The organism is Nitrospirillum bahiense (genome assembly GCF_007828025.1).
Lineage (GTDB): Bacteria > Pseudomonadota > Alphaproteobacteria > Azospirillales > Azospirillaceae > Nitrospirillum > Nitrospirillum amazonense.
In genome coordinates this window covers 100,915-117,588 of sequence record NZ_VITO01000004.1, presented here as the reverse complement: position 1 = coordinate 117,588, position 16,674 = coordinate 100,915, and the positions used below count along the sequence as shown (strand labels likewise).

The 16,674-nt window shown below is 67.9% G+C and carries 13 protein-coding genes; 6 read left to right on the top strand and 7 right to left on the bottom strand.

Annotation, left to right across the window (positions count from 1 at the left end):
* Positions 1-70: 70 nt before the first annotated feature.
* The 5 genes from FBZ88_RS07355 to FBZ88_RS07335 form a co-directional block, all read right to left on the bottom strand.
* Positions 71-1,198, bottom strand: a complete 1,128-nt coding sequence (locus FBZ88_RS07355) for an ABC transporter ATP-binding protein (RefSeq protein WP_004272792.1) — start codon at positions 1,196-1,198, stop codon at positions 71-73.
* Positions 1,199-1,563: 365 nt separating this feature from the next.
* Positions 1,564-2,646, bottom strand: coding sequence for a polyamine ABC transporter substrate-binding protein (locus tag FBZ88_RS07350; protein ID WP_004272791.1), 1,083 nt, complete (start codon positions 2,644-2,646; stop codon positions 1,564-1,566).
* Positions 2,647-2,850: 204 nt separating this feature from the next.
* Positions 2,851-4,674 (bottom strand): monovalent cation:proton antiporter-2 (CPA2) family protein, encoded by a 1,824-nt coding sequence (locus FBZ88_RS07345; protein WP_145616103.1) that lies wholly within the window; start codon positions 4,672-4,674, stop codon positions 2,851-2,853.
* A 120-nt stretch (positions 4,675-4,794) separates the two neighbouring features.
* A complete protein-coding gene (locus FBZ88_RS07340; protein WP_145616102.1) occupies positions 4,795-5,967 on the bottom strand; it encodes a glutathionylspermidine synthase family protein in 1,173 nt (390 codons plus the stop codon).
* Positions 5,968-5,981: 14 nt separating this feature from the next.
* Positions 5,982-6,257 carry a hypothetical protein gene (locus FBZ88_RS07335; RefSeq protein WP_145616101.1) on the bottom strand — a complete coding sequence of 92 codons (276 nt, stop codon included), beginning with the start codon at positions 6,255-6,257 and terminating at the stop codon, positions 5,982-5,984.
* A gap of 274 nt (positions 6,258-6,531) precedes the next feature.
* Here FBZ88_RS07335 and FBZ88_RS07330 point away from each other — a divergent pair, with 274 nt between their 5' ends.
* Positions 6,532-7,017, top strand: coding sequence for a GNAT family N-acetyltransferase (locus tag FBZ88_RS07330; protein WP_145616100.1), 486 nt, complete (start codon positions 6,532-6,534; stop codon positions 7,015-7,017).
* A 150-nt stretch (positions 7,018-7,167) separates the two neighbouring features.
* Complete coding sequence (locus tag FBZ88_RS07325) at positions 7,168-8,853, top strand: methyl-accepting chemotaxis protein (protein WP_145616099.1); 1,686 nt, start codon at positions 7,168-7,170, stop codon at positions 8,851-8,853.
* 131 nt (positions 8,854-8,984) lie between these two features.
* Here the strand turns inward: FBZ88_RS07325 and FBZ88_RS07320 are convergent, their stop codons facing one another.
* A complete protein-coding gene (locus FBZ88_RS07320; RefSeq protein ID WP_145616098.1) occupies positions 8,985-10,325 on the bottom strand; it encodes a glutamine synthetase family protein in 1,341 nt (446 codons plus the stop codon).
* 229 nt (positions 10,326-10,554) lie between these two features.
* Here FBZ88_RS07320 and FBZ88_RS07315 point away from each other — a divergent pair, with 229 nt between their 5' ends.
* Positions 10,555-11,268 carry a phosphatase PAP2 family protein gene (locus tag FBZ88_RS07315; protein WP_186464258.1) on the top strand — a complete coding sequence of 238 codons (714 nt, stop codon included), beginning with the start codon at positions 10,555-10,557 and terminating at the stop codon, positions 11,266-11,268.
* A 1-nt stretch (position 11,269) separates the two neighbouring features.
* On the top strand, positions 11,270-12,553 hold the full coding sequence (locus FBZ88_RS07310; protein WP_145616096.1) for an NAD(P)/FAD-dependent oxidoreductase: 1,284 nt from the start codon (positions 11,270-11,272) through the stop codon (positions 12,551-12,553).
* Positions 12,554-12,674: 121 nt separating this feature from the next.
* Here the strand turns inward: FBZ88_RS07310 and FBZ88_RS07305 are convergent, their stop codons facing one another.
* A complete protein-coding gene (locus tag FBZ88_RS07305) occupies positions 12,675-13,478 on the bottom strand; it encodes a BglII/BstYI family type II restriction endonuclease (protein WP_145616095.1) in 804 nt (267 codons plus the stop codon).
* 360 nt (positions 13,479-13,838) lie between these two features.
* Between FBZ88_RS07305 and FBZ88_RS07300 the strand changes: the two genes are divergently transcribed.
* Complete coding sequence (locus tag FBZ88_RS07300; RefSeq protein WP_145616094.1) at positions 13,839-14,225, top strand: hypothetical protein; 387 nt, start codon at positions 13,839-13,841, stop codon at positions 14,223-14,225.
* 377 nt (positions 14,226-14,602) lie between these two features.
* A complete protein-coding gene (locus tag FBZ88_RS07295; RefSeq protein WP_145616093.1) occupies positions 14,603-16,579 on the top strand; it encodes a polysaccharide biosynthesis protein in 1,977 nt (658 codons plus the stop codon).
* Positions 16,580-16,674: the final 95 nt, after the last annotated feature.

Here is a 16,674-nt window from a genome sequence, read left to right as displayed (position 1 = left end):
GGGCGGCAGGGCGGCGGACGGCTGCGGTGCGGCAGAAGGCGGAGGTACGGCCAAGGCGGGTGCCCTCCCCTCAGTCCGTCAGGACGACGCCGGCGAACGGGCGCCAGCTCAGCCAGACCTCATCGTCCCAGGTGATGGGCAGCTCGGTGCGGCGGGTCACGTTGGGCGCGGTCGCCCGCACGCGCTTACCGGAGGCCAAATCGATCTGGTAGATGGAGATGTCGCCCAGATAGGCGATCTCGCGCACCACGCCGCGCGTGACGTTGCGGCCGCCGTCGGCCTCCGCCGGCTTTTCCTTGGTGATGCTGACCTTCTCTGGCCGGATGGCGACCCAGCAGTGGCTGCCCGCCGCCAGATGGGCGGTGTGGGTGACATAGAGGTCGCAGCCGGCTTCCGCCGAGCGGATGAGGGAGTGATCGGGCTCCGATTCCACGATGTTGCCCTCGAACATGTTCACCGACCCGATGAACTCCGCCGTGAAGCGGCTGTTGGGGTATTCGTAGATCTCGGTGGGCGTGCCCACCTGGGCGATGGCGCCATGGTCCATGACCGCAATGCGGGTGGACATGGTCATGGCCTCCTCCTGGTCGTGGGTCACGACCACGAAGGTGACGCCCAACTTTTCCTGGATGTTCACCAGCTCGAACTGGGTCTGCTCACGCAGGCGCTTGTCCAGGGCGCCCAGCGGCTCGTCCAGCAGCAGCAGCTTGGGCTTCTTGACCAGGGAGCGGGCCAGCGCCACGCGCTGCCGCTGGCCGCCGGACAGCTGGTGCGGCTTGCGCTTGGCGAAGGGGGTGAGCTTCACCAGTTCCAGCATCTCCGCCACGCGGGTGCGGATTTCATCCTTTGGCACACCGTCCTGGCGCAGGCCGAAGGCCACGTTGTTCTCCACCGTCATGTGGGGGAACAGGGCGTAGGACTGGAACATCATGTTGACCGGGCGGTCATAGGGCGGGATGCCCGCCATGTCGACGCCATCGATGAAGATGCGGCCCTCGGTCGGCTGCTCGAACCCCGCCAGCATGCGCAGCAGCGTCGTCTTGCCCGATCCCGACCCGCCCAGCAGCGAGAAGAATTCGCCCCGGTAGATCGACAGGCTGACATTGTCCACGGCCGTGAAGTCGCCGAAGCGCTTCGTCACCTTCTCGATCCGGATGTACGGCTTGGCGGCGGGATCATGCCAGGGCTCGAACTTCACGGCCGGTGATTTGGCGGCCGGTGATTTGCCGATGGGACCGGTGGCGGCCGGCCGGGGACGAGGGTCGGGGGCGTCGGACATGAGGCGGCGGATCACGATGCTGGAAGTGGGCCCGATGGCGGACGTCCGATGGGCGCTTCCTGATTGGGGGAACCGCCTGCCCGGAATAGCGTTCCGAACCTGCTGAATGCCAGGGTGCGCCCCCGCTGTCCACAGGAACTATGGGGTCTGCGGCCCTGGGCCGCGCGTTTTTTCGCAGGCGCGATTTTGCGCGAAAATGCCAAAAACGTGAAACAAGCCAAAGCTCAAGAAAAGGGGCGCCCCCGGCGGGCGGCGCCCCGTTCCCCTGACCCTGGCCGGGCGGCCTAACGGCCGGTCTTGATACGGGTCCAGGTACGGTTGCGCTCTTGCTCCGCCCGCTGGGCCAACTGCTTGATGGTGAACAGCTTGTCCATCACGTCCTTGGGCGGATAGATGCGGGGGTTGTCCTTGATCTCCGGCTTCAGCAGGGGCAGCGAGGCCGGCACGGCGTTGGCGTAGGAGACGGCGTTGCTGATGCCGGCCATCACCTTGGGGTCCAGCATATAATTGATGTAGGCGTAGGCCTCGGCCACGTTCGGCGCCCCGGCCGGGATGGCCAGGGTGTCGAACCACAGCTGGGCGCCTTCCTTCGGGATGGCGTAGTCGATCTTGACCTTGCCGCCGGAGCGGGCCTGCGCCTGCAGCACGTCGCCGGAATAGCCGATGGCGACACAGGCGTCGCCGCTGGCCAGCGGATCGATGACGGACGGGACGAAGGTCTTGATGTAGGGGCGGATGCTGGACATCAGCTCCCCCGCCTTCTTCACGTCGTCCGACTTCTCGCTGCTGGGCGGCAAGCCCAGATAGTTGAGGACCGAGGGCAGGATGTCGGCCGGGCTGTCCAGCACGACGATGCCGCAGCTGGCCAGCTTCTTGGCGTTCTCCGGATCGAACACCTGCTTCCAGCTGTCGATGGTGGCGGTGCCCAAGGCGGCCTTCACCTTGTCCGGGTTGTAGCCGATGCCGACAGTGCCCCACTGGTAGATGGCGGCGTATTCGTTGCCCGGGTCCACCTCCGCCAGGCGGGCCATCAGCACCGGGTCCAGATTCTTCAGGTTGGGGATCTTGGACTTGTCCAGCTTCTGCACCGCCTGCGCCTGGATGAACTTGCGCAGGGTGGGCTGGGCCGTGGGGACGATGACGTCGTAGCCGGAATTGCCCGTCAGCAGCTTGGCTTCCAGGGTTTCCAGGTCGGTGTAGACGTCGTACTTGGTCTGGATGCCGGTGGCCTTGGTGAAATCGGCCAGCGTGGTCTCGCCGATGTAGTCGGTCCAGTTATAGACGTGGACCGTCTTGCTCTGCGCCCAGGCGGCACCCGCCACCGCCACCACCAATCCCGCCAGCAGCGGCACCAGCTTCTTTTTCATCCACTTCCCCGTTCTTGGAAATCGGCCGGGCCCCACCGGTATCCCGTTGCAGGCCCTGGTCGGCGGCATTTGCACCCCATGCGACAGGCCCTGTCAAGCAGCGGGGACGGCCTGTCGCCTATTTGTACTACACCCTGCGCGCAGGTCCGCGCCCTATGGGACAAACCCCGGAAAACACAAACACCTTTGCCCACCCGCCCGGCATCAGGTCGGTGTGCCCCGCGCCGCGATCTCCCGCGTCTCCGGGGTGAGCGGCCGCGCCTCCTTGCCGGCCTGGAACAGGGGCATGGGCTTGGGCTCCCTGGGCCGGAACTGGTTGAAGCCCTCCAGCTGGCCGCTGGCCTGCTCCAGCGCCAGGCGCTCCTGGTCGCGGCGCCGCACCTCCTCCGCCGTCTCGCGCGCCTCGTCCTCCGGCAGGCCCAGGAACTCCAGCGCGCCCTGGCCGAAGGCCAGCGCCGATTCCAGGGTCTCGCGCACCTGCAGGTCCACGCCCGCCGCGATCAGCTGCAGGGTGTGGCGGCGGTCGTAGGCGCGCACCAGCAGGCCGGCGTGGGGGAAGCTGGACTTCACCAGGTCCACGATCTTGTTGGCGGTGTCCTTGCCGTCCACGCACACCGCCACCGCCCGCGCCCGCCCGGCGCCGGACGCGTGCAGCACGTCCAGGTTGGTGCCGTCGCCATAATAAATCTGGAAGCCGAAGCCGGCGGCCGCCTGGATCATCTCCACATCGGTGTCGATGATGGTGACGTCCAGTCCGCGCGCCAGCAGCGTCTGGCTGACCACTTGGCCGAAACGGCCGAAACCGATGATCAGCACCGCGCCGTTGAGGCCATCCGGCCGCGCCAGGCCGGCGGTATCCGGCGCCGGTTCGGGCAGCAGGCTCCACACCAGGCGCACGGTCATGGGCGTCAGCACCATGGACAGGATGACGGTGGCCGTCATGACGGCGTTGACCTGCCCATCCAGCACGCCGACGCCCATGCCGGCGCCGTAGAGCACGAACGCGAACTCGCCCCCCTGCGCGAACAGGGTGGTACGCTGGACGGATTCCCGGCAGTCGGCGCCCGAGACGCGGGCCACGGCATAGATGCCGGCCGCCTTGGTGACCACGCAGCCCGCCAGCACCAGCAGCACCATGCGCCATTCCGCCGCCACCACCGACAGATCCAGCGACATGCCCACGGCCATGAAGAACAGGCCCAGCAGCAGGCCGCGGAAGGGCTCGATATCCGCCTCCAGCTGATGGCGGAAGCCGGAACCCGACAGCAGCACGCCGGCCAGGAAGGCGCCCATGGCCATGGACAGGCCGGAGCTTTCCATCAGCAGGGCGGCGCCCAGCACCACGGCCAGCGCCGCCGCCGTCATCGCCTCACGCACCCGGGACCCGGCCAGCAGACCGAACAGCGGGTTCAGCACCCAGCGCCCGGCCACGATGACCACGGCCACTGCGGCGGCGGCCACCGCCACGCCCACCCAACTGCCGCGCAGATCGTGGCTGGCCTCCGGCGCCAACAGCGCCACGACGGCCAGCAGGGGCACCACCGACAGATCCTCAAGCAGCAGGATGGACATGGCGCGCTGGCCGAAGGGCGTCGACATCTCCCCCTTCTCCTCCAGCGTCTGGATGATGGCGGCGGTGGAGGACTGGGCGAAGCCCATGGCGGCGACGAAGGCAACGGCCGGGGAAAAGCCGGCCAGCACGCCGGCGATGGTCATGAGCGCGCCGCAGACGGCCGCCTGCGCCACGCCCAGGCCGAAGATCTGGCGCCGCAGGGTCCACAGCTTGGCCGGCCGCATCTCCAGCCCGATGAGGAACAGGAACATGACGACGCCCAGCTCGGCGAAGTGCAGTACCGCCGCCGGATCGGCCAGGATGCGGAATCCGAAGGGGCCGATGGCCAGGCCGGCGGCCAGATACCCCAGGATGGAACCGAAACCCAGCCGTTTGAACAGCGGGGCGGCCACGACGCCGGCGCCCAGCACGGCCACGATCTGCATCAGGTCGACGCCGGACGACGTGTCGGTCACGCGGGATACCCCCCAGGCTTGCCCCAAAAGGCCCCCGCCCGAATGGTTCGGGGCCCGATGGGGTGGACCCTAACAAGGATGCGATGACCGGAGCAAGGCGGCCCCGGTCATCGCCTCCGATTAGCGGAAGTAGTGCGGCAGGAAGCGTGAGGCGCCGGTGATGATGGGCCCCGGATCCTCGCGCACGCAGAGGCCGGCGGCCTCATCCCCCACCACCCAGGCGCCCAGCACCACATGCCGGCCGTCGTCACGGGCCAAATCCACCGCGCGCTGATAGACCACCGGCCCCTGCCCGTAGCCACCGGATGTATGCGCCATCTCCCGCCCGTCGCGGACAAGCCGGATGTTGGCGCCTTCGCGCGCCTGCATGGGCTTGGCGATCCAGTCCGGCCCCACGGCCTCGGCGGTGAAGCCAGTGGGCAGCAGGTTGGGATGGCCGGGGAACAGGTCCCACAGCACGGTCAGGATGGCCTTGTGCGACAGCAGCATCTTCCACGGCGGCTCCACCACCATCAGGTTGGCGGTCGGGAGGTGGGCGCCAAAGCGCTCCGCCGCCAGCCATTCCCAGGGATAGAGCTTGAACCACAGCGCCAGCGGCCGGCCCGCCTCGTCGACGAAGCGCGTCTTGTCCTTGTCCCAGCCCACCTGGGTGATGGGCAGGTGGGTGGCGTTCAGCCCCGCCTGGCGCGCGGTGTCCACCAGATACTCGACCGTCCGCAACTCCTCCTCATAGTCGGCGTAGGACGACAGGTGGATAAGGGCACCGGGTGGCTGGCGCCGGCCAATTTCCCGCCAGCGCGCGATCAGCCGCTCGTGGATGGAATTGAACTGGTCGGCATCGGGCAGGACGTCGCGCAACCAGAACCATTGCACCACCGCCGATTCAATCAGGGTGGTGGGCGTGTCGGCGTTGTATTCCAGCATCTTGGGCTCGGCCAATTCCTCCCGGTCCGGGTTGAAGGCCAGGTCGAAGCGGCCGTACAGGGCGGGATCGCCGCGCCGCCAGCTGTCGATGACATAGGCGCGGTAAGCCGGGCTGAGCCCGAAGCGGTCCATCAGGCGCGGTGTCGCCACCACGGCCGCCACCGCCTGCAGGCATAATTGGTGGAGCGTGTTGGTCGCGGCCTCCAGTCTGTCGACTTCCCCGGCGGTGAAGGCGTAGGCGGCGGATTCGTCCCACCACAGGCCGTCGGCCTCACTGCCGGGCGGCAGACCCAGAGAGTGATAGGTCAGGCCCTGGGATTCGATGCGGGCGATCCAGTCGGCCCGGGGGGTGAAGCGAACGCGTTCCATAATCGCGGCCCTCCCTACTCGCCACCTCCACCGCCGCCGTGGCCGCCACCGCCCTCACCGCCACCCCCGCCGTGGGCGGCGGCGCTTTCGCCGAAACCACCGGTTTCAACGCCGCCAGACTTGGACCCGGCGACATAGCTCGTGCCCCCGCCATGGCCGCCGCCGCCGGAACGGCAGTCCGTCTGCTGGTTCGCCTTGCAATCCTGATCATGCTTTGAATCACATCCGCTCAACGACAGCGTCGTCGCGGCGGCCAGGGCCGCCAACGTGATGTGGTGACTGCGTTTCATGGATTTGGTTCCCAAAGGGTTGGCACCGGGGGTGCACCCGATCAGTCGGCCCACTCTGAAAAGCCCCTGCTCAACGGGGCATCCCCGCGCAACGAAGGGTGCGCCGGCGCCGGTCCCGGCACCAATGGCGCCGCGACATGTCAGGTCCTGCATAATTGTGCGAGACAGCGGTTTGAACGCGCATGCCGGGTGGCGCACCCACCACCACCCCTTGACGCCGTGACGCCCATGGCGCACATGGCTTCGCCATTCCGTCCAACCCGGTGCCTCTCCCATGCCTTGGCGTCCCATGACGGCGGCCGACCTGCCCCACGCCTTCACCCTGGCCTGCGCCATCCACGTCGACTTCTTCGAGGCACTGGACGTCATGGCCGACAAGCTGGCGACCTACCCCGCCGGCTGCCTGACGTTGGAGACGGCCGACAGCGCCATTTCCGGCTACGCGGTCAGCCACCCCTATGCGCGGGGCCGCGTGCCCAAGCTGAACCACCTGCTGGGCGCCCTGCCGGCGGATGCCGACATCTATTACATCCACGACATCGCCATCGACGCCGCCGCGCGCGGCCAGGGCCATGCCGAGGTGGCGGTGGATCTGTTGGCGGCGCATGCGCGGGGTGCCGGCTTCCATGAGATGCGGCTGCTGTCGGTCAATAATTCCGGGGCCTTCTGGCGGCGGCGCGCCTTCAGCCCGGTGCTGGATGAACAAGTGGACGTGTCGTCGTACGGCTCGGATGCCACTTATATGCGGCGGTTTCTTTAAACCATTCGCCCATAACGTGATGGCAACGATGTCAATATAGCAACGGTGCCTTGTCCAAGGTCCGGGTATAGCCAGCTGTTAGAGCGGCGGCGTTAAGCCGCACCCCTTTCCGGGCGCCTTTCTGGGCCCCCTTCTGGCTGGTGGTAACCGATGTCATTCCTGAAATCGCTGCGCGGCATCAGCGGCCGCATCCTGCTTATCCCGCTGCTGGCCGTGATCGCGCTGACGGCGCTGGGCGCCGTCACCGTCGTCACCTCCAGCCGGACCCTGATGGAGGAGCGGCAGGCCCGCGCCCGCGTGGCGGTGGAGGCGGCGATATCGCAAATCCAGACGCTGGAAGCCAAGGCGAAGGCAGGTGAAATGCCGGAGGACAAGGCCAAGGAGCTGGCCTTGGATCTGGCCCGCGCGTTCCGCTACGACGGCGACCACTACCTGATCATCCACGATGACACGGGCCTGACACTGGCCAGCGGGCAAAGCCGCACGCTGGAGGGCAAGCGCAACATGGACAGCGTCGACGCCAACGGGGTCCACTACGCCCAGGACCAGCTGCAGCGCGCCAAAGAGGGCGGCGGGTTCAGCTATTACGTCTGGCCGCCCAAGACGGGCGCGCCGCCGGCGCCCAAGGCCACCTACAACAAGCTGACCAGCGGCTGGGGCTGGGTCGTGTCCTCCGGCATCTACATCGACGACGTGGACGCGGCTGCCTGGGCCAGCGGCTACCGCACCGCCGGCACGGTGGGGCTGCTGGCGCTGGCGACCTTCGGCCTGGCCCTGTGGCTCAGCCGGGGCATCACCGGCCCCCTGCTGCGCCTTACCAACACCACCAACCGCCTGGCCGACGGCGATCTCAGTGTCACCGTGCCGGGCACCAGCCGCACGGATGAGATCGGCACCCTGGCCCAGGCGGTAAACGTGCTGCGCGACCGCTCGGCCGAGGCCGTGCACCTGCGCGAACGCCAGGAAGGAATGAAGGAAGAGGCGGAGCGGGAGCGCAAGGCCGCCCTGGCCCGCCTGGCCGACGAGTTCGAGGGCAGCGTGAAGACGGTGGTGGACGGCATCGCCGCCGCCACGACCGAGATGGCGGCCAGCGCAGACGCGGCCACGACGGCCGCCGCCCGGGCGGAAGACCAGACCACCTCGGCCGCCGCCGCCGCGGAGCAGACCAGCGCCAACGTCGCCACCGTGGCCGCCGCGACGGATGAGCTGAGCGCCTCCATCCATGAGATCGCCCGCCAGATCACCCAGTCGTCGGAGATCGCGGCCGGCGCCGTGGCCGAAGTCGGCCGCACCAGCACCGCCATGGGCGACCTGGCGGCCTCGGCCGCGCGGGTGGGCGATATCGTGGCGCTGATCACCGGCATCGCCGGGCAGACCAACCTGCTGGCGCTGAACGCCACCATTGAGGCCGCACGGGCGGGTGAGGCTGGCAAGGGCTTCGCCGTGGTGGCGTCGGAGGTGAAGAACCTCGCGACCCAGACCGCCAAGGCGACGGAGGAGATCCAGGCCAAGGTGGCGGAAATCCAGGGCATGACGGATGCCGCCGTGGACGCCATCGCCGGCATCGGTCAGACCGTGAACCGCATGAACGAGATCACCGCCGCCGTGGCGGCGGCCGTTGAGGAACAGGGTGCCGCCACGGCGGAGATCGCCGGCAACGTCCAGCAGGCGGCCACCGGCACGCAGCAGGTCTCCGGCAACGTGACCGCCGCCCGCCAGGCGGTGACCGAAACCGGCCAGGTCGCCCACACCGTGCGCACCGCCGCCGGCGAACTGTCGGTGGAAGCCGAACGCCTGCGCGGCCAGGTGCACGGCTTCCTGGCCAACATCCGCTAAGTCACCCGGGACAAATCCAGGGGCACCTGCCCCTGGTAGCCCGCGACCGCGGGCGCCGGAGATTTCCGGGGAGCGTCAGCGGACCGGATATCGAGGATGGCAAGCCGGCGGATGCCGGCGCCCGCAGGGCATCAAACATTAAGTAATAAATTCTCCCGCTCCCAGCTGGAGATCACCTGCTGGTAGGCGGCGTCCTCGGCTTGCTTCACCGCCGTGACGCAGGCGACGAAGCGCTCGCCGAAGATCTCCCGCAAGGGGCGGCTGGCGTTCAGCTTGGCCAGGGCGTCGCCCTGGTGGCGGGGCAAGGTGAAAGCCAGGCGGTGGGCGGTGCCCTTCACCGGTTCCGTGGGTTCCAGTTCCTGCACCATGCCCAGATAGCCGCAGGCCAGGCTGGCGGCGATGGCGAGGTAAGGGTTGGCGTCGGCGCCAGCCACGCGGTTCTCCACCCGCCGGGCCTCCGGCTGGCTCAGGGGCACGCGGAAGCCGGTGGTGCGGTTGTCCCGCCCCCAATGGACGTTGATGGGCGCGTCCGACCCCTGCACCAGCCGGCGATAGCTGTTCACGTTGGGCGCCAGCAGGGGCATGGCGCTGGGCAGGTACTTCTGCAGGCCGGCGATATGGCTCATGAACAGGGGCGTGTCGCCGCCATCGGGATGGCCGAACAGGTTGCGCCCCGTTTTAGCGTCCACCAGCGACTGGTGGATGTGCATGGCGCTGCCCGGCTCGTTCTGCATGGGCTTGGCCATGAAGGTGGCGTAGATGCCGTGGCGGATGGCCGCCTCACGCACCGTGCGCTTGAACAGGAAGACCTGGTCGGCCAGGCTCAGCGCGTCGCCATGATTGAAGTTGATCTCGATCTGGGCGGCGCCGGCCTCATGGCTCATGGTATCGACGTCGATGTCCTGCTGCTCGCAGTAATCGTAGACCGCCTCGAAAATGGGATCGAACTCGTTGACCGCGTCGATGCCGAAGGCCTGGCGCCCGCTTTCCTGCCGGCCGGAGCGGCCGACCGGCGGGACCAGGGGATAGTCCGGATCCTTGTTCACCGCCACCAGGAAGAATTCCAGCTCCGGCGCCACCAGGGGCTTCCAGCCGCGCTCGGCATAAAGCTCCAGCACGCGCTTCAGCACCCAGCGCGGGCTGATGTCCACACTGGTGCCGTCGGCATAAACGCAGTCGCAGATGACGGCGGCGGTGGGCGCCTCATACCAGGGAACGAAGCGCACGCTGCCGGGGTCGGGCAGCATGTAGACATCTGAGTTTTCCGGGTTGGTGACGCTGTTGTTCGGAGTGTCGCCCGTCACGGTCTGGATGAATACGCTTTCAGGCAGGCGCAAGCCGCGATCCCGCAGGATGCGCAGGAACTTTTCCGCCGGGACGATCTTGCCCCGGGCGATGCCCGACAGGTCGGGCACCAGGCATTCCACCTCGGTGATGCGGTTGCTGCGGATGAATTCTTCCAGGACGGCCATGGGGTCGTACACCTCGATATCGGGGATGGGAACGCCGCTCCCGGGCGCTCCGAACCGGACAAAATCGACAGGGACCGTCCCATCATATCGGGGCGGGAATGCGGCATGGCAGCGGCCAAAGCTGGCGGGAACCCTAGCGCTTGCGGCCTATGCCGAGGTGACAGCGCCCCCATCGGATGGTATGTGCGGACGGGTACCTCCCCTTATCCTCCCGGATCGTCCCGCCGCCATGCCGTCCCCAACCCTTCCCCGCGTCCTGAGTTTCGTGGCGTTGATCGGCCTCGCGGCGTTGCTGGCCTACGCGACGGTTTCACCCACCCTGGACTTGGCCGCGGCCGGCTGGTTCTGGACGCCGCAGGGGGGCTTCGCCTGGCGGGCGGATCCAGTGGCCAACCTGCTGCACGAGGCGGTGCAGGTGGGCGCCCGGGTGATGGCAGGCGTGCTGGTCCTTGGCACCGCCTGGACCGCCTGGCGCCGCCGGCCCCTGCTGGGGGCCGACGTGCGCGCCTGGGGCTTCCTGCTGCTGTCGCTGGCCATCGGGCCCGGCCTCCTGGGCAACGCCGTGCTGAAGGACCATTGGCACCGCGCCCGCCCCGTCCAGGTGGTGGAGTTCGGCGGGGCCGCCCCCTACACCCCGCCGGTGCTGCCGGCGCCCAAGGCCAATTGCGGGCGCAACTGCTCCTTCGTGTCGGGGGATGCCGTGCTGGCCTTCTTCCTGCACAGCTTCGCCTACACCGCGCGGCGGCGGCAGCGCCTGTGGCTCTATGGCGGGCTGGGCGTCGGGGCGGGCGCGGGCCTGCTGCGCATCGGCATGGGCGGCCATTTCTTCAGCGACGTCCTATACGCCGGCCTGCTGGCGGTGCTGACCAGCGCCCTGCTGCACGCCGCCCTTTACGGCCGCCGGGCCACCCTGGCGCTGTGGTGCCGCTGGCTGCCCGGCTGACATGGCAACTCCCCCACCCGACAACTGGCCGGACAGCTGGTACGTCCACTCCTCCCCGCCAGCCCCCGCCGTCCCGGCGCTGGCCGGCAATACGGACTGCGACGTCTGTGTCGTCGGTGCGGGCTACACCGGCTTATCCGCCGCCCTGACCTTGGCGGAACGCGGCTACGACGTGGTGGTGGTTGAGGCGGAGCGGGTGGGCTGGGGTGCCTCCGGCCGAAACGGCGGCCAGCTGATCAGCGGCTATAACAAATCCATCGGCGCCATCGCGCGGCTTGGCGGCGCCGACAACGCGCGGCGCCTGTGGGCCTTGGCGGAGGAAGCCAAGGCCCTGCTGGTGCGGCGGGTGGAGCGGCACGGCATAGCCTGCGCCCTGCGCTGGGGCTACATCAACGCCGCCGCCAAGCCCCGCCACCGCCGGGATTTGCTGGCCCAGCTGCGCGACGCGGACGGGGTGGGCTATGACCGCCTACGCCTGGTGGAGGGCGAGGCGCTACGCGCCCTGCTGGCCAGCCCGCGCTATGATAGCGGGCTGGAGGATATGGGCAGCGGCCACCTGCACCCGCTGGCCTACGCCCAAGGCCTGGGACGCGCCGCACGGGAGGCCGGCGCGCGCCTGTACGAGAACACGCCCGCGCTGGCCATCACCACGGGTGCCGCCCCGGTGGTGACCACCCCCCGCGGCCGCGTGCGGTCCCGCTTCCTGGTGCTGGCCGGCAACGCCTACCTGGGCGACCTGGCGCCGCCGCTGACGCGCACCCTGGTGCCCATCGTCACCTACATGCTGGCGACGCAGCCCCTGGGGGCGGAACGGGCGGCAGCCCTGCTGCCGGGCGACCACGCGGTGTCGGACACCGACGTCGGCCTGCACTACTTCCGCCGCAGCGCCGATCACCGCCTGCTGTTCGGCGGCCGCGTCAACTACGCCAACCGGGCAACGGCTGACGCCAAGCCCAAGCTGGCGCGGGACCTGGCCCACTGCTTCCCTCAGCTCGAAGACGTGGGCATCGATCATTTCTGGCACGGCAGCGTGGGCATGACCGTCAGCCGCCTGCCCCAGCTGGGCCGCCTGTCGCCCACCACCTACTACGCCCACGGCTACAGCGGCCACGGCGTCGCCCTGACCGGCATCTGCGGCCAGCTGCTGGCCGAGGCCATCATGGGCCAGGCTGAGCGCTATGACGTCTTCGCCCGGCTGCCCCAGCACCCTTTCGTGCGCGGCCCTTGGCGCGTGCCCCTGCTGGTGCTGGCCGGCCTGTGGTACCGCCTGCACGACCTGCTGTGAGAGAAGCCGGAGCGCAGCGACTAGCCCGCGACCGAGGGCGCCGGGGATTTCTGGGAAGCCAAAGGCGGGCCAGGAATTGAGGATGAACCAAGGGACGGACAGCCCGTCGGCGCTTGAGGGATCAGAAAAAAGGCAGCTCCGCTTCCACCGGTTCCGGCACCGGCGCCCTGGGCATGTCCGACAGGGGAATGTCGAAGGTGACGACCTCGGCCGGGATGCCGATCAGCAGCAGCGGGCACGGGTTGCCCACGCCCCGATGCACCCGGTCCTCCAGCTTGCGCCAGTGGGTGGTGGCCGCCCCATATTTGTCCTGGCAGAAGGAGGCGGCCCAGGCCTCGGCGAAGGAGGGCGCGCCGCCGGCCATGCGGCGGGCCACGTCATCCTGCTGCCGTGTGGTGGGACGCAGGCCCAGGGCCAGCACGTCGGCGTCGCAGGTCAGGCCGCGGCTTTGGGCGAAGCGGCGCACCATGGGCACCATCTCATCCTGCAGGCTGCGGCCCCGGGTGACGATGACGCCGACGGAGATGACGCCCTCGGCATGCAGTCGCTTGAAGTTCTCCAGGTCGCGGTCGAAAAACGGGTCCTTGTTGTTCCACTCGATCTCCAGCGCGATGACGCCGACGCCGGGCACGTCGCGCACATGGTCCACCTCGTGGCTGATGGACTCGCGCCGCTTGCCGTTCACCCGCTTCTCGATGGTGAAGTGCGCCTTCTCCCATCCATGCTCGGCCAGGGAGCGGCGAAGGCGCTGGGTGATCTTGGCCTCGCCGCCGCCGGACCCGACGATTTCGGTGACGGGGATGGACAGCGCACCGATGACGGCGTCCAGCTCGGCCATGGCGTCGGGGAAGTCCACGCCCAGGATGGCCCGGGCATGGGACAGGAACTCCACCTGGAAGCCGCGCTGAAGCAAGGTAGGGAACATCTGGAGGTAACGTCCGCTGGCGAAAACCGAGGCGGGGACCCTACCCGATCCTGTGGTCCTGTCGATACCGGATCCAGTGCCGCCGGCGCAGACGCGTTCAATGCTTGCTGGAGGGCGCCACTGGAGGAGGTCGCTGGCCATGGCGTCCGCCGCCATCGCCGGGATACGGCGGTAGGACGTCTATCTCCATCGGCCATACGGCGTCCGGCCCCTTGCTGTCCAGGAGATGCGTAGTCGCCCACGGCCGGGGTCGTCTAAGGTCTGCGCCGCGAAGCAGGGTCGCGGGGCGACTCGGGGAACCGGCCCGCCGGCCGACAGACCGTCCCTGGTCGCGAGATCGCGTGGGACGCCAGGATGATCATGCCTGATCCGTTCAACCAGGAAATGACCAGAGAGGCGAGCGTGAACGCGCAGCAAGATTTCACGACAACACTGCAACTAAACTCCGCTGGCGACATGGACAAGGCGGAAGACTGGATTCGGGCCAATATTCGGGGTCGCTGGGCCGTCGAGTTCCTGGGCATGGAAGAAAAACTGGACCCCGGCCTGAACCGCCGTTCCCAGGTCTTGCACGTGTCTTTCCGTTTCGGCCTGCGCGAGGATCTGGAGCGGTTCAAGCGTGACTACGCCGGCATCAGAACGCCCGGCTCTTCCACCCCTGCCACGGCCGGCGCCAAACGGCCGGGCGGAAAAGCGGCCATTGTGAAGCCCAAAAGCAAAGGGATTTTCGCGTGGCTGCGCTCGTGAAGGCGCACCCCAGACCCATCCCCTTATCGCTTCCCTTCTAGCCGAAAAGACCTATTTTCCGGCCCGGTCGTGTCTCTAGATTCCCAATGGTTTCATGCTTCTGGCCACTATCGTCCGGAAGCTTTCAGGAGTACCGCTGACAAGGATTGGTCACGGATGTCCTCCTGGCCGCCACTGGCCAATTCAGGACGTTGAAAAACGACCTGCCTAATGGAGTAGGCATATGCCCTGCCAATCCTTTTTCGCACTTGCAGCAGAGTATCGGATAGTGTCAGGATCGCGTCAGGCGTTTAGAAATACATTCTCCGATATGCGATTTCAGTGCCCCCGTCACGCTCTGTTAATCGCCCATAAACAATCAACCGCAGGCTGGAGCCATGCGTAAATTAAAAGAAACCTTCAAGCTGCCGCTTATTTTTGACCGGCGCTTCCTTGCATATTTTCATGACATTTTGGTTGCCGGGGTTTCGTTTATTGTTTCGCTGTATCTGAGGGTTGGGGATGGCATCATCCACTATACCCAAGCCCTGGTTCCCGGCGCGGCACTCTTCACCATCATCGCCGCCGTCGCCTACCGACTGTTCGGCATGAACTCGGGCGTCTGGCGCTACGCCTCGTTGCGCGATCTAATGGCGATCGCCCGCGCCGTCACCACCACCATCCTGGTGTTCCTGCTGCTGATGTTCCTGGTGACGCGGCTGGACGCCCTGCCCCGCTCCGTCCCGCTGATCAACTGGTTCGTGCTGGTCGTCCTGCTGGGCGGCCCGCGCCTGCTGTACCGCCTGGCCAAGGACCGCCGCCTGGCCGGCATCCTGGAAAGCAACGCCCGCGACCGCATCCCCGTGCTGCTGGTCGGCGCCGGCGACGAGGCGGAGATTTTCATCCGCGCAATGGCCACGGATCGCGACGCCGCCTATCGCGTCGTCGGCATCCTGGACGACAAGGGCGGCCGCATCGGCCGCGAGATCCACGGCGTGAAGGTGCTGGGCCGTTTGGCTGAGCTGTCGTCCGTGGTTGGCGACCTGGCCGCCGGAGGGCAATGCCCGCGCCGCCTGATCCTGACCCGCCCCCGCGCCCGCCTGTCGGGCACCAGGCTGGGCGCGCTGGTGGAAAAGTGTGAGGCGCTGAATCTGGTTCTGGCCCGCCTGCCCGACCTCACCGACTTCCGCGACGCCGTGAACGAGGGGCCCATGACCGTGCGCCCCATCGTCATCGAAGACTTGCTGGGCCGCCCCCAGGTGGCCCTGGACAAAGGTGCCATCGACGGCCTGGTCGCTGGGCGCACCGTGCTGGTCACGGGTGCCGGCGGCACCATCGGTTCCGAACTGACCCGCCAGATCGCGCAGCTGAAGCCGCGCCGTCTGATCCTGTTGGATCATGGCGAGTTCAACCTCTACTCCATCGAGATGGAGATGCGGGAGAACTGCCCGGACCTGGATTGCCGCGCCGTGCTGGCCAACGTCCGCGACCGCAACCGCCTCATGGAAGTCTTCCATGAGGAGAAGCCGGAACTGGTGTTCCACGCCGCCGCCCTGAAGCATGTTCCCATGGTGGAGCTGAACCCGGTCGAGGGTGTGCTGACCAACGTCATGGGCACGCGCAACGTCGCCGATGCCGCCATCGCCGCCGGCGCGGCCGCCATGGTGCTGATCTCGACGGACAAGGCGGTGCGGTCCACCAACGTCATGGGCGCCACCAAGCGCATCGCCGAGTGCTATTGCCAGGCCCTGGACATCGTGGCGTCGAGCGGCGTCGGCAAGGGCTGGCAAACCCGGTTCATGACCGTGCGGTTCGGCAACGTGCTGGGCTCCACCGGGTCGGTGGTGCCGCTGTTCAGCCGCCAGCTGCGCGCCGGTGGCCCGCTGACCGTCACCCACCCCGAAGTCTGCCGCTACTTCATGACCGTGCGCGAGGCGGTGGAACTGGTGCTGCAGGCCTCCGCCTACGGCATGAACGCCGGGCGCGACGACCGTGGCCGCATCTTCGTGCTGGACATGGGCCAGCCGGTGAAGATCGTCGACCTGGCCCGCCAGATGATACGCTTGGCCGGCTTGCGCCCGGACAAGGACATCAAGATCACCTTCACCGGCCTGCGGCCCGGCGAAAAGCTGTACGAAGAGATGTTTGCCGCCGCCGAACCGCCGGAGCAGACCTCGGCCGAAGGCGTGCTGGTGGCGTCCCCCCGCGCGGTGGACTTGGCCATCCTGCGCCGCTCGTTGGATGAGCTGGATGCGGCCTGCGCCACCGCCGACGCCGTCCGCCTGCAGGCCCTGCTGCACCATATCGTCCCTGACTACAGCCAGCTTGACCCGGTCCCCCTGCCCTCGGAAACCGTGCTGCCAAATCAGGCGTAACGCTCTGTGGCTTGAAAAGCGAAGGCCCGGAACCGCCAAGTTCCGGGCCTTTTGCTTTGGGAATTCGCATTCAGACCGGTGGCAAAGCCACCGTA